This is a genomic window from Escherichia sp. E1130 (assembly GCF_005781065.1).
Taxonomy (GTDB): Bacteria; Pseudomonadota; Gammaproteobacteria; order Enterobacterales; family Enterobacteriaceae; genus Escherichia.
In genome coordinates this window covers 129,968-141,762 of record NZ_VATL01000012.1, presented here as the reverse complement: position 1 = coordinate 141,762, position 11,795 = coordinate 129,968, and the positions used below count along the sequence as shown (strand labels likewise).

General features: G+C 53.0%; 14 protein-coding genes and 1 tRNA gene. 5 read left to right on the top strand and 10 right to left on the bottom strand.

The features are described from left to right. Positions 1-59: 59 nt before the first annotated feature. Entirely contained in the window at positions 60-344 is a 285-nt protein-coding gene (gene rplY, locus FEK66_RS11410; protein WP_000494183.1) for a 50S ribosomal protein L25, read from the top strand. Positions 345-494: 150 nt separating this feature from the next. Here rplY and yejK read toward each other — a convergent pair whose 3' ends face one another. Further along, positions 495-1,502 (bottom strand): nucleoid-associated protein YejK, encoded by a 1,008-nt coding sequence (gene yejK / locus FEK66_RS11405; protein ID WP_130207118.1) that lies wholly within the window; start codon positions 1,500-1,502, stop codon positions 495-497. Positions 1,503-1,683: 181 nt separating this feature from the next. Here yejK and FEK66_RS11400 point away from each other — a divergent pair, with 181 nt between their 5' ends. The 4 genes from FEK66_RS11400 (at position 1,684) to narP (ending at position 4,673) form a co-directional block, all read left to right on the top strand. Further along, the gene (locus FEK66_RS11400) at positions 1,684-1,911 is read left to right on the top strand and encodes a YejL family protein (protein ID WP_001135667.1); all 228 of its coding nucleotides are present in this window, start codon (positions 1,684-1,686) and stop codon (positions 1,909-1,911) included. A 19-nt stretch (positions 1,912-1,930) separates the two neighbouring features. Next, entirely contained in the window at positions 1,931-3,691 is a 1,761-nt protein-coding gene (gene yejM / locus FEK66_RS11395) for an LPS biosynthesis-modulating metalloenzyme YejM (RefSeq protein WP_135494550.1), read from the top strand. A gap of 74 nt (positions 3,692-3,765) precedes the next feature. Next, positions 3,766-3,842, top strand: a tRNA-Pro gene (locus FEK66_RS11390). Positions 3,843-4,025: 183 nt separating this feature from the next. Next, the gene (gene narP / locus FEK66_RS11385; protein WP_064526779.1) at positions 4,026-4,673 is read left to right on the top strand and encodes a nitrate/nitrite response regulator protein NarP; all 648 of its coding nucleotides are present in this window, start codon (positions 4,026-4,028) and stop codon (positions 4,671-4,673) included. 213 nt (positions 4,674-4,886) lie between these two features. On the opposite strand, the gene ccmH is transcribed toward narP, so the two are convergent. Genes ccmH through napC form a run of 9 tightly spaced genes read right to left on the bottom strand, consistent with a single transcriptional unit; the run spans position 4,887 to position 11,790 of the window. Beyond that, complete coding sequence (ccmH, locus tag FEK66_RS11380) at positions 4,887-5,939, bottom strand: cytochrome c-type biogenesis thiol:disulfide oxidoreductase CcmH (RefSeq protein ID WP_135494552.1); 1,053 nt, start codon at positions 5,937-5,939, stop codon at positions 4,887-4,889. Then, positions 5,936-6,493, bottom strand: coding sequence for a thiol:disulfide interchange protein DsbE (gene dsbE / locus FEK66_RS11375; RefSeq protein ID WP_135407402.1), 558 nt, complete (start codon positions 6,491-6,493; stop codon positions 5,936-5,938). Before dsbE ends, ccmH begins: the two co-directional genes overlap by 4 nt. Next, positions 6,490-8,433 (bottom strand): cytochrome c-type biogenesis heme lyase CcmF, encoded by a 1,944-nt coding sequence (gene ccmF, locus FEK66_RS11370; RefSeq protein ID WP_135494554.1) that lies wholly within the window; start codon positions 8,431-8,433, stop codon positions 6,490-6,492. The genes dsbE and ccmF overlap by 4 nt, the downstream gene beginning before the upstream one ends. Beyond that, a complete protein-coding gene (gene ccmE, locus FEK66_RS11365; RefSeq protein WP_130221898.1) occupies positions 8,430-8,909 on the bottom strand; it encodes a cytochrome c maturation protein CcmE in 480 nt (159 codons plus the stop codon). The genes ccmF and ccmE overlap by 4 nt, the downstream gene beginning before the upstream one ends. Further along, entirely contained in the window at positions 8,906-9,115 is a 210-nt protein-coding gene (ccmD, locus tag FEK66_RS11360; RefSeq protein ID WP_130217080.1) for a heme exporter protein CcmD, read from the bottom strand. The genes ccmE and ccmD overlap by 4 nt, the downstream gene beginning before the upstream one ends. Further along, entirely contained in the window at positions 9,112-9,849 is a 738-nt protein-coding gene (ccmC, locus tag FEK66_RS11355; protein WP_135494556.1) for a heme exporter protein CcmC, read from the bottom strand. The genes ccmD and ccmC overlap by 4 nt, the downstream gene beginning before the upstream one ends. Before the next feature lie 41 nt (positions 9,850-9,890). Next, a complete protein-coding gene (ccmB, locus tag FEK66_RS11350) occupies positions 9,891-10,553 on the bottom strand; it encodes a heme exporter protein CcmB (RefSeq protein ID WP_000971724.1) in 663 nt (220 codons plus the stop codon). Further along, complete coding sequence (gene ccmA, locus FEK66_RS11345) at positions 10,550-11,173, bottom strand: cytochrome c biogenesis heme-transporting ATPase CcmA (RefSeq protein ID WP_240780593.1); 624 nt, start codon at positions 11,171-11,173, stop codon at positions 10,550-10,552. Before ccmA ends, ccmB begins: the two co-directional genes overlap by 4 nt. Before the next feature lie 14 nt (positions 11,174-11,187). Continuing rightward, positions 11,188-11,790: a cytochrome c-type protein NapC gene (gene napC, locus FEK66_RS11340; protein ID WP_130207128.1), complete on the bottom strand. Its 603-nt coding sequence runs from the start codon at positions 11,788-11,790 to the stop codon at positions 11,188-11,190. Positions 11,791-11,795 lie beyond the last annotated feature (5 nt).

Here is an 11,795-nt window from a genome sequence, read left to right as displayed (position 1 = left end):
GCAGATCACTTACCTGTTGCTGGGTCGCCTGTAGCAGGAATCATTTAAGAGAGAAAGAAATGTTTACTATCAACGCAGAAGTACGTAAAGAGCAGGGTAAGGGTGCGAGCCGCCGCCTGCGTGCCGCTAACAAGTTCCCGGCAATCATCTACGGTGGCAAAGAAGCGCCGCTGGCTATCGAGCTGGATCACGACAAAGTCATGAACATGCAAGCTAAAGCTGAATTCTACAGCGAAGTTCTGACCATCGTTGTTGACGGTAAAGAAATCAAAGTTAAAGCTCAGGACGTACAGCGTCATCCGTACAAACCGAAGCTGCAGCACATCGACTTCGTTCGCGCTTAATCGCTGAATAAGTTGTAAAAAACCCCGCTCCGGCGGGGTTTTTTGTATCTGCAGATTAGCTTCTTTGCAATGCCTGATTACGGCATTGCTATTTTGGGTAGGCCAGATAAGGCGTTCACGCCGCATCTGACATTCATAACACAACCCCGATTAATTGCCGCCAGAGGTCCGACGCTGCAATTGATCACGCAGGTTTGGCGGCGTACCTTTAATGGTCAGCGTATCGGTCGCTGGATCCCAGAAGATGCGTTCACCTAACAGCATCGCATCAAAGTTAATGGTCAAGCCACCGCCGCTACCGGCAAACTTCGTCAACTGACGCAGCGTGCTGCGGTCTGCCGGGAAGCTCTCTTCCAGTTCATACCCTTTTTCAGCAGCAAACTCCGTGAAGCTCACTTCGCTGACGCCCGCCAACTCTTTTGACAGCGACTCCAGTTCAATCTCCTCGCCCGCCTGCAATTGCTCATTACAATAGCTATAAACTTGCTGGCGAACGTTCTGCCGTTCTGCTTTATCCAGTTGCGCTTCTGCGGTGAAGTCGTCGACCGCTTGCAACAGACCGCGGTTTTGCGCTTTGGCGTTCAACCCTTCGCTGGCACCGAGGAAATCCATAAAGAAATCGGCGACTTTGCGTCCGACTCGCCCTTTCAGGAAAGTCAGGTAGCGTGTCGATTCCGGATTGGTTTCCCACTCAGTTAAATCAATACGCGCCACAATATCCGCATGATTGATATCAAGATAATGGGTCGGGTTGATGTCGAGATTTTCGTTGACGCGCATACTGCTTAAATTGCTCAGCACGCAAATCAGCAAATACTCAACTGCCAGATAACGATAGTGGCAAAACAGGACGAAACCGCCATCAGCAAATGGATATTTTGCCAATTCGTCACGCAGGCGACCGGTTGCCGCGCGGCTAAATGCCAGAAAGTCCTCTTCGCCCTGACGTTGCAAGCGCAGCGTCTGCGCCAGTTCACTCTCTTCGCTGAACAATCCGTAGGCTTTGTTCTTGGCGCTATAGACCCGATGCAACTCTGCCACCATCTCAACGACGGTTTCCGTCGGTTCCAGCAATGAATCGCGCAACACCAGCTCAAGGTTCTGCTCATCACGCTTGATAAGCTGGTGCAGAGCAATCTGGTTGATATCCAGACTCATGATAAACTCTCCTTTAAGACCGGGCGGTATTCAACCACCACCGGTAAAGCGACGCAATAAAAGTTGGCGGCCATTTTACAGAAGACTGCGTAAGGAGAATGATTGAAAGCATAAAAAAGCAGAAAAAAAACCGTTGCTACGGTAATATATTGCCCTTTCATCAACTAACTGATTTCGATTTATGCCACAAATTTCCCGCTACAGTGATGAACAGGTTGAACAATTGCTCGCAGAGCTGCTCAACGTACTAGAAAAACATAAGGCTCCGACCGACCTTTCCCTGATGGTGTTAGGCAACATGGTCACTAACCTTATCAATACCAGCATTGCCCCGGCTCAACGCCAGGCAATTGCCAACTCTTTTGCCCGCGCTTTGCAGTCCTCGATCAACGAAGACAAAGCGCACTAAGGGAAACAGATAACAGGTTATGGTAACTCATCGTCAGCGCTACCGTGAAAAAGTCTCCCAGATGGTCAGCTGGGGGCACTGGTTTGCACTGTTCAACATTCTGCTCTCACTTGTCATTGGCAGTCGTTACCTGTTTATCGCCGACTGGCCGACAACGCTTGCGGGTCGTATTTATTCCTATGTAAGCATTATCGGCCACTTCAGCTTTCTGGTGTTCGCCACCTACTTGCTGATCCTCTTCCCGCTGACCTTTATCGTCGGCTCACAGAGGCTAATGAGGTTTTTGTCCGTCATTCTGGCCACTGTGGGAATGACGCTGTTACTGATCGACAGCGAAGTCTTTACCCGTTTCCATCTCCATCTTAATCCCATCGTCTGGCAGTTGGTTATCAATCCGGACGAGAATGAGATGGCGCGCGACTGGCAGCTAATGTTTATCAGCGTGCCAGTTATTTTATTGATTGAACTGGTGTTTGCGACGTGGAGCTGGCAAAAGCTGCGCAGTCTGACGCGTCGTCGACGCTTCGCCCGTCCGCTGGCCGCATTCTTATTTATCGCCTTTGTCGCCTCACACATGGTGTATATCTGGGCCGATGCTAACTTCTATCGCCCTATCACCATGCAGCGCGCTAACCTGCCGCTTTCGTACCCGATGACGGCGCGACGTTTTCTTGAGAAGCATGGTCTGCTTGATGCGCAGGAGTATCAACGCCGTCTAATCGAGCAAGGCAATCCAGACGCTGTTTCCGTACAGTATCCGTTAAGCGAATTGCGCTACCGCGATATGGGCACCGGGCAGAATGTGTTGTTGATTACTGTCGATGGCCTGAACTACTCACGCTACGAGAAGCAGATGCCTGCACTGGCGGGTTTTGCCGAACAAAATATTTCGTTCACGCGCCATATGAGTTCAGGCAACGCCACCGACAACGGTATCTTTGGCTTGTTCTATGGCATCTCGCCAAGCTATATGGACGGTATTCTGTCGACCCGTACGCCTGCGGCGTTAATTACCGCGCTCAACCAGCAAGGCTATCAGTTGGGCTTATTCTCGTCAGATGGCTTTACCAGTCCACTGTATCGCCAGGCATTGTTGTCAGACTTCTCGATGCCGAGCGTACATACACAATCCGATGAGCAGACCGCCACGCAGTGGATCAACTGGCTTGGCCGCTACGCGCAAGAAGATAACCGCTGGTTCTCTTGGGTATCTTTCAATGGCACCAATATTGACGACAGCAATCAGCAAGCATTTGCCCGGAAATATAGCCGCGCGGCTGGTAATGTCGATGACCAGATCAATCGCGTCCTGAATGCGTTACGTGAATCCGGGAAACTGGACAACACTGTGGTGATTATCACTGCTGGTCGCGGCATTCCGCTGAGCGAAGATGAAGAAACCTTTGACTGGTCACGTGGCCATCTTCAGGTGCCATTAGTCATTCACTGGCCAGGCACACCGGCACAGCGTATTAATGCCCTGACCGATCATACTGATCTTATGACCACGCTGATGCAACGCCTGCTACACGTCAGCACGCCTGCCAGCGAATACTCACAAGGTCAGGACTTGTTCAACCCTGAGCGCCGTCATTACTGGGTAACAGCCGCGGATAACGATACGCTGGCAATTACCACACCGAAAATGACGCTAGTACTGAACAATAACGGTAAATACCGCACTTACAACTTACGTGGTGAAAGAGTGAGAGACGAAAAACCACAGTTGAGTTTGTTATTGCAGGTGCTGACAGACGAGAAGCGTTTTATCGCTAACTGATTAATTATAAATCAGTTAGCAAAATATCTTACTTGCAATCGGTGTGGAAAACGGTAGTATAAGCAGCCACGAGTCGGCACGTAGCGCAGCCTGGTAGCGCACCGTCATGGGGTGTCGGGGGTCGGAGGTTCAAATCCTCTCGTGCCGACCAAAAATCCCAAGAAAACCAACCACAAAGGTTGGTTTTTTTATATCTACGTCAATCCCCCTCTACCCACACTTACAGTTTTCACTACATGCCCATACATAAAATGGGGTAACATTCACGCGCCTGGTAGCGTTACCAACGCTACGCTCAAACATAATGATTCTAATAAAACCTCAGGAGACTACTATGCCTGAAGCAACGCCTTTTCAGGTGCTGATTGTGGATGATCATCCACTTATGCGACGCGGTGTTCGTCAGTTACTGGAGCTTGACCCTGGCTTTGAAGTGGTCGCCGAAGCAGGCGACGGCGCTAGTGCTATCGATCTGGCGAATAGACTGGATATCGACGTGATCTTGCTGGATCTCAATATGAAAGGTATGAGTGGCCTGGATACCCTCAATGCCTTGCGCAGGGATGGCGTTACCGCGCAAATTATAATCCTGACCGTTTCAGATGCCTCCAGCGATATCTTTGCATTGATAGACGCAGGCGCTGACGGTTATCTGTTGAAAGATAGCGATCCGGAAGTGTTGCTGGAAGCGATTCGCGCCGGAGCAAAAGGTAGCAAAGTCTTTAGTGAACGCGTCAGTCAGTACTTACGCGAGCGTGAAATGTTTGGCGCTGAAGAAGACCCCTTCAGCGTGCTAACGGAGCGTGAATTAGATGTTCTGCACGAACTGGCACAAGGACTGTCCAATAAGCAGATCGCTTCGGTACTGAATATTTCTGAGCAGACGGTAAAAGTCCATATCCGCAATCTGCTGCGTAAACTCAACGTCCGCTCACGCGTGGCGGCCACCATTCTGTTCCTGCAACAACGCGGGGCGCAATAAAAAAATAGCCCGATGGTTTTACCATCGGGCTGATATTGATGACAAACGCAACACTGCCTGATGCGCTACGCTTATCAGGCCTACGCGGACCGAGCAATGTATTGAATTCGCACGATTTTGTAGGTCGGATAAAGCGTTTACGCCGCATCCGGCATAAACAAAGCGCACTTTGTTATCAATCTGGCCCCGATGGCATCACCATCGGGCTTCTTCTTATTTACTTTCGTGTGGTGATAAATGCTGCATCGCCTGCGCGATACTGCGTTCAATCACCGCACGGCGAGTATCGTTAGCAGGTAAGAGTTTCAACATCATCTCCCACGCGGCAACGGCTTCGCCAAATCGCTGCTGCTCAAAGGCATTAAACGCATACATACTTAACACACGAATATTGCTGTGGTCCGTTCTTACCAACTGGCGTAGCAGTTCGCCGCCGAGGCGGTTGTCGCTGGGATCAGATGAACGTGTCAACGCTTCCGCGTAACCCAGTGCGGCATCGCTGTTTTTCGGATCGAGGCGATACGCAGTAGCGTATGCATCGGTCGCGATACTGGCGTTACCCAGCGCCATCCCAACGCGGCCCAACATAATCCAGCCTTCTATATCTCCCGGATTTTTTTGCAGTTGAGTACGCATTCCAAGTGCAAGGCGCGACATATCTTCTTCATTGAGCGGATCGGCTTTCGGATCCAGCGCCCTGTCCAGCAATGCCGGAGCCTGCGCAGTGGCCTGCTGCCAGATTTTTACCTGCTGATAATTGCCAGTCTGGTAGTAGCCGACACCTGCCACAATCAATGCCACAACAATACCCGGCAGGTAAACAGCAAATCCGGCACGCTTACCTTCCGGCACGCTTTGTTCAGGAAACTCCTCCACCGCCAGCCGTACACGCCGCCGCGAGCGGGCATAAATAACCCAACCGCCGATACCAATAGCCACCACTGGCAGCACCCACAGCAAGACGGTCAGCGGCGTTAACGGCGGATCGTAAGTGACGAAGTTGCCGTAACGCGCCACCATATAATCGACAATCTCTTTCTTACTTTTACCTTCCTGCATCAGTTCGTACACTTTCTGGCGCAGGTCGGTGGCAATCATCGAGTTGGAATCGGCAATGCTGTTGTTCTGGCATTTCGGGCAGCGCAGTTCTTCAGTAAGCTGACGGAACTGTTGTTCCTGTGCTTCATCTTTAAACTGCAACACGTCGATGGTCGCCAGCGCTGAGCCGGAGATCATTAGCATCAGCACGCCCAATAAAAACCTCATTGTGCGGCCTCCGTACTGTATTTCTCCCACAGCGGCTTGATCTCTTCTTCCCAGACGCGAGGGTTGAGATCGCCTGCATGGCGATAGCGAATGATGCCGTTGCCGTCAATAAGGAACGTTTCTGGCGCGCCATAGACACCGAGATCCAGCCCTAACATGCCGTCGCCATCAAACAGACTTAGCGCGTAAGGATTACCCAACTCTTTCAGCCAGCTAATCGCTTTCTGGCGATCGTCTTTATAGTTCATGCCGACCACGCGGATACCCTGCGCAGAAAGCTGATTCAGGTATTGATGTTCCGCACGACAGGTCGGACACCAGGTCGCCCAAACGTTAAGCAGCACTGGTTTACCCTGAGTCAGCACATCCGCCTGATAAAACTGGCCCGGATTGTCCAGTGATTCGAGGCGAAATTTCGGCACAGGCTTGCCAATGAGCGCCGATTCCAGATTGGTCGGATCATCCCCTTCGGCATTACGCGCCAGCTGCCACAGCAGCGCCGCGGCAATCGCCAGGAAGATAATCAAAGGAAGTAACAATACTTTGCGCTTCATACAGCCTCCGGCGCAGTTGTTTGCGGACTCACGCGCTTACGATAGCGAGGATCAAACAGGCACAGCAGCCCGCCCAACGCCATCATCAGCCCGCCCGCCCAAATCCAGCGAACAAACGGTTTGTAGTAAAGGCGCACAGCCCACGCGCCGTTTTCCAGCTCTTCACCGAGCGCCGCGTACAGGTCACGCGTGATGCCGCCGTCAATCGCCGCTTCAGTCATCATTGAACCGGCGGTGTTGTAATAACGTTTTTCCGCATACAGCACCGTCTCCGGCTTGCCATCTCGCGTTACGCCGATAGTCGCCACACCGCCACGCCAGTTCGGGCCAGTCACCTCTTTGACATCACGGAAGGTGAAGCGATATTCATGAATATCGACGCTATCGCCGGACTTCATGCGCACATCACGCTCAACGCTATAGTTCTGGCTAAAGGCAATGCCAACAATTGTCACCGCCAGCCCCAGGTGAGCCGCCACCATCCCCCAATAACTGAAGGTGGTTTTCGTGCCGCGTGAAATACGCAGCACAGCTTCCGCAATTGCCAGCACCGCAATCCAGCAGGCCATTGCCAGGCCGAGCACCGTCATCGCCACAACTTTGCTTTCGAACAGCCACGGCAACAGCAGCGACAGCACCAGCGTAGAGAAGAAGGCGATAATCAATAAATTGCGGATTTTACGCGGGCGATCGCGCCCCCAACGCACCAGCGGACCAATGCCCAGCACCAGTGCAAATGGCACCATCAGCCAGGTAAACATGCTGTTAAAGAACGGTTCGCCAATCGAAATGCTGCCCAGTCCCAGTTGCTTGTGCACCAGCGGTAGCAGCGTCCCCAGCAATACCACCAGCATCGCGGCGACCAGCAAAACGTTGTTCGCTAACAGCAAAGATTCCCGCGACCACAGCGCATTGTTTACGCGTGAGCGAACTTTGTGTCCACGCGCGGCAAACAGCAGCAGCGAACCGCCAATCACCAGCACCATAAAGGCGAGGATAAACATACCGCGCGCCGGATCAGACGCAAACGCGTGTACCGATACCAGCACGCCAGAACGCACCAGGAAAGTCCCCAGCAGACACAGCGAGAAAGCACTGATTGCCAGCAGTAATGTCCACGCTTTGAAACTGGCGCGTTGTTCAGTGACCGCCAGCGAGTGCATCAGCGCAGTACCCACCAGCCATGGCATAAACGAGGCATTTTCTACCGGATCCCAGAACCACCAGCCGCCCCAGCCGAGTTCGTAATAAGCCCATGCGGAACCGAGCACAATGCCGAGCGTCAGGAAGATCCACGCTGCCAGCGTCCACGGACGAGTAAAACGCGCATAAGTGCTGTCCAGACGCCCACTCAGCAAAGAAGCAATAGCAAAAGCAAATGCCACCGAGAAACCAACGTACCCCATATAAAGCAGAGGCGGATGGAAGATCAGCCCCGGATCCTGCAACAACGGGTTAAGATCGCGCCCTTCAATCGGGAAGTTCGGCAATGTGCGAGAGAACGGGTTAGAGGTAAAGAGAATGAACAGCAAAAAGCCGACGCTGACCATACCCATTACCGCCAGTACACGGGCCACAATATCCAGCGGAATACGCTGACTAAAAATCGCCACCGCAAAGGTCCAGCCGCTCATCAGCAGCACCCACAGCAGTAGCGAGCCTTCATGCGCGCCCCAGGTAGCCGCCACGCGATACCACACCGGAAGCTGGGTATTGGAGTTACTGGCGACATAGGTGACGGTGAAGTCGTTGACCACGAAGGCGTTAACCAGCACCAGAAACGCGCCAGCCACGCACATAAACAGCAGCCAGGCAAACAGCCGGGAGGAGGCCATCATCCGCGCATCACCACGCGCCACACCCCATAGCGGATAAACAGACAGCAAAAGTGCAATCCCTAACGCCAGGCACAGCAGTCCGTTACCAATTTCTGGCATCATGATGCGGGATCCTTATAAGCACTTGCCGGGCGACGGTGGTTAGCATCCATCGCCTTTTCAACTTCTGGCGGCGTGTAGTTTTCGTCGTGTTTCGCCAGTACTTCTTTAGCGAGGATATGATTGCCTTTTTCCAGTTCGCCCTGAACCACAACGCCCTGCCCTTCACGGAACAGGTCCGGCAAAATGCCTTCGTAAGAGACATCTACTGAACCTTCAGCATCGTAAATGGTAAACGTTACTTTCAGTGAGTCAGGATCGCGCTGCACGCTACCCGGCATCACCATCCCGCCAACGCGCAGACGCTGACCGACTTCCGGCATCTGCTGCGTTTCACGCTTACCGTAGAGAATTTCTCCCGGTGTATAGAAAAGATCGATATTAGAGCGCAGCGCATACAGCACCAGACCGATGGTCAGCGCCAAACCTGCCAACACGGCGCAGGCAATCCACAAACGATTTTTACGGCGAATATTCATGCAGCCTCCTGCTGTTGCATGGCACGTAACCGCGCCTCACGCGCCCGCTGTTGCGCCACGCCACGCAAAATTGCGCGATGCCGCATCACCGAGTGCACGACCAAAGCCACCAGCGGAATAACGGTCATCACCACTGCCAGCCAGACAAAAAAGGCGTAACCGCCCATTGCGAAAAATTCATTCCAGGAAGCAAATGCAGGGGTCATTTACGGCCTCTTTTCAGTATCAGTTCACTCACCCACGGACGGCGTTTTTCCATCAGCAAAATCAAATTGCGCATCCGCATTAGCGTCAGCGTGGCAGACAGCAGCAGGAAGCCAAAAATCGACCAGCGCAGCGGCGAACGCATTGCCGGATCGATACTTTGCTGCATCCGCGTTGATCCCTGATGTAGGGTGTTCCACCATTCCACGGAATAATGAATAATCGGCAGGTTCACCACGCCAATTAGCACCAGAATACCTGCCGCACGGCCCGCCAGACGGCGGTCGTCGAAGGAGTGCCACAGGGCAATCACACCCACATACAAAAACAGCAGCACCAGTTCGGAAGTCAGACGCGCGTCCCATACCCACCAGGTACCCCACATCGGTTTTCCCCATGCGGAGCCAGTAACCAGGGCAATAAAAGTAAATACCGCGCCAATAGGTGCCATCGCCGCGACCGCCAGGTTAGCCATTTTCATCTGCCAGACAAGGCCGATGAACGCCGCTACCGCCATCGAGGCATAAATACCCATCGACCAGATTGCCGCAGGCACATGTAGATAAATAATGCGATAGCTATTTCCTTGCTGATAATCCGCCGGAGCAAAGCCGAATCCCCAGATCCAGCCGACGGTGAGCACGACCACACTGGCGATTGCCAGCCACGGTATAAACCAGCCACAGATTTGATATAACCGTGGAGGGATCGCCAGTTGATGTAGTGTTTTCCACATAATTTCGATACCAGACTCGAACAAAAATCAGTAATCCAGCGTTATTGAATGCTGATTCGTAACGCTGCCGCCGTCGCAAAAGGACTTAATGTCGCGGTGCCAGCCAGCAACGCGCCTAAAATTGCCAGATACCCGTCCACGGGCAAATGCATCGAAGCCGCGTCCATCGCAGCGGTGGCAAAGATGAGTAAGGGGATGGTGAGTGGTAACACGAGAATGCTGAGTAGCACTCCACCGCGCTTAAGTCCGACCGTCAGCGCCACGCCTGGTGCACCAAGAAAGCCAAGCGTGGGGGTTCCCAACAACAGCGTTAGCGCCATCACTTGCCAACCGTACACGTCCATTCCCAGTAGCAATGCCACCAGTGGTGAGAGAATGAGCAGAGGCAAACCTGTCACCATCCAGTGCGCCATCACCTTCGCCAGCACAACGGCGGGCAAGGGTAATGGCAACAACATCAGTTGTTCAAGACTGCCGTCCTGCAAATCGTCACGAAACAGTCGCTCCAGCGCCAGCAAAGAGGAAAGCAGCGCCGCCACCCAGATAATGCCCGGTGCAATCCTCGCCAACAATTGCGGCTCCGGACCGATACTAAGTGGAAAAAGGGTAATAACAATCAGGAAGAACCACAGCGGGTTAGCGATTTCGGCGCTATGGCGAAACGCCACGCGCAGCTCAAGACGGAAAATGCGCCAGAACATCATGCGCCCCTTGTATGCGTCAGAGAAATGCGGCGGATTTTACTTTCAGCAACGTTGAGCGGCTGGTGGGTGGTCAGAATCACAATTCCCCCCTGCTCCGTATGCTGCGCCATGCGCTGGGTCAGACGATCGACGCCGTTGACGTCAATCGCGGTAAAAGGTTCGTCGAGGATCCACAACGTAGCGCGGGTCAGCCATAATCGCGCCAGCGCGACGCGGCGTTGTTGCCCGGCAGAGAGCTGGTTTACGGGAATATCTTCGAATCCGGCAAGCCCGGCCTGCGCCAGGGCGTCCAGACATTGTGCGGTATCACCGTCACGGTGATAGAAATGCAGATTTTCTAACGCCGTCAGCCGGGTTTTAATCCCCGGCTGATGGCCTATCCATAACAGGTTTTGATGGTAGCTGTCGCGTACCTGATGCAAGGGCTGCCCTTGCCAGAGAACGTCTCCCGCATCAGGGCGAGACAACCCCGTCAGCAAACGGAGAAGCGTTGTCTTCCCCGCGCCGTTGCTGCCGGTGATTTGTACCCACTCTCCTGCGTTCAGCGTAAATGACAAACCACTAAACAAGGTTCGTTCATCCCGCTCGCAGAGCAATTCTCTGGCTTCAAGCATCCCCACGCAATGACATCCTGTTAAAAACCTGGTTCAACTTCGCGCATATCGGGTAGCTTGTGCGCGATCCCTTTATGGCAGTCAATACAGGTTTGCCCATCTTTCACCGCTTGATCGTGCATCTTCGCGGCAACACCTTTCTGGGCGGTTAAATCCATAAACTCGAAGTTGTGACAGTTACGGCACTCCTGCGAGTTGTTGTCCTTCATTCGCCGCCACTCATTCTGTGCCATAGTCAGGCGATGAGCTTCGAATTTCTGCGGCGTGTCAATAACGCCCAGAATTTTACCATACAGCTCTTTACTTGCTTTGAGCTTGCGTATCATTTTCGGCACAAACTCGTGCGGAACGTGACAATCCGGACAGGTCGCACGGACGCCGCTACGGTTGTTGTAATGCACGGAATCCATGTATTCCTGATACACCGTGTTGCGCATTTCGTGGCAGCTAATGCAAAACTCTTCAGTGTTAGCTTTTTCCATCCCGGTGTTAAAGCCGCCCCAGAAGACGATGCCGCCAACAAAGCCGATCAACAGCAGCGTCCCCAGCGCCAGACGGCTGGGGGTACGCCACCATTTCCACAGGCGCTTAATCAGACCAGGCTTACGGTCAGAATTTCCCATAATAA

Bases quoted from the DNA above. Each gene is read 5' to 3' on its own strand.
- yejK (WP_130207118.1), bottom strand. From the start codon at position 1,502: ATGAGTCTGGATATCAACCAGATTGCTCTGCACCAGCTTATCAAGCGT.
- ccmB (WP_000971724.1), bottom strand. From the start codon at position 10,553: ATGATGTTCTGGCGCATTTTCCGTCTTGAGCTGCGCGTGGCGTTTCGC.
- ccmC (WP_135494556.1), bottom strand. From the start codon at position 9,849: ATGTGGAAAACACTACATCAACTGGCGATCCCTCCACGGTTATATCAA.
- ccmF (WP_135494554.1), bottom strand. From the start codon at position 8,433: ATGATGCCAGAAATTGGTAACGGACTGCTGTGCCTGGCGTTAGGGATT.
- yejM (WP_135494550.1), top strand. From the start codon at position 1,931: ATGGTAACTCATCGTCAGCGCTACCGTGAAAAAGTCTCCCAGATGGTC.
- dsbE (WP_135407402.1), bottom strand. From the start codon at position 6,493: ATGAAGCGCAAAGTATTGTTACTTCCTTTGATTATCTTCCTGGCGATT.
- rplY (WP_000494183.1), top strand. From the start codon at position 60: ATGTTTACTATCAACGCAGAAGTACGTAAAGAGCAGGGTAAGGGTGCG.
- ccmH (WP_135494552.1), bottom strand. From the start codon at position 5,939: ATGAGGTTTTTATTGGGCGTGCTGATGCTAATGATCTCCGGCTCAGCG.
- FEK66_RS11400 (WP_001135667.1), top strand. From the start codon at position 1,684: ATGCCACAAATTTCCCGCTACAGTGATGAACAGGTTGAACAATTGCTC.
- ccmE (WP_130221898.1), bottom strand. From the start codon at position 8,909: ATGAATATTCGCCGTAAAAATCGTTTGTGGATTGCCTGCGCCGTGTTG.
- narP (WP_064526779.1), top strand. From the start codon at position 4,026: ATGCCTGAAGCAACGCCTTTTCAGGTGCTGATTGTGGATGATCATCCA.
- napC (WP_130207128.1), bottom strand. From the start codon at position 11,790: ATGGGAAATTCTGACCGTAAGCCTGGTCTGATTAAGCGCCTGTGGAAA.
- ccmD (WP_130217080.1), bottom strand. From the start codon at position 9,115: ATGACCCCTGCATTTGCTTCCTGGAATGAATTTTTCGCAATGGGCGGT.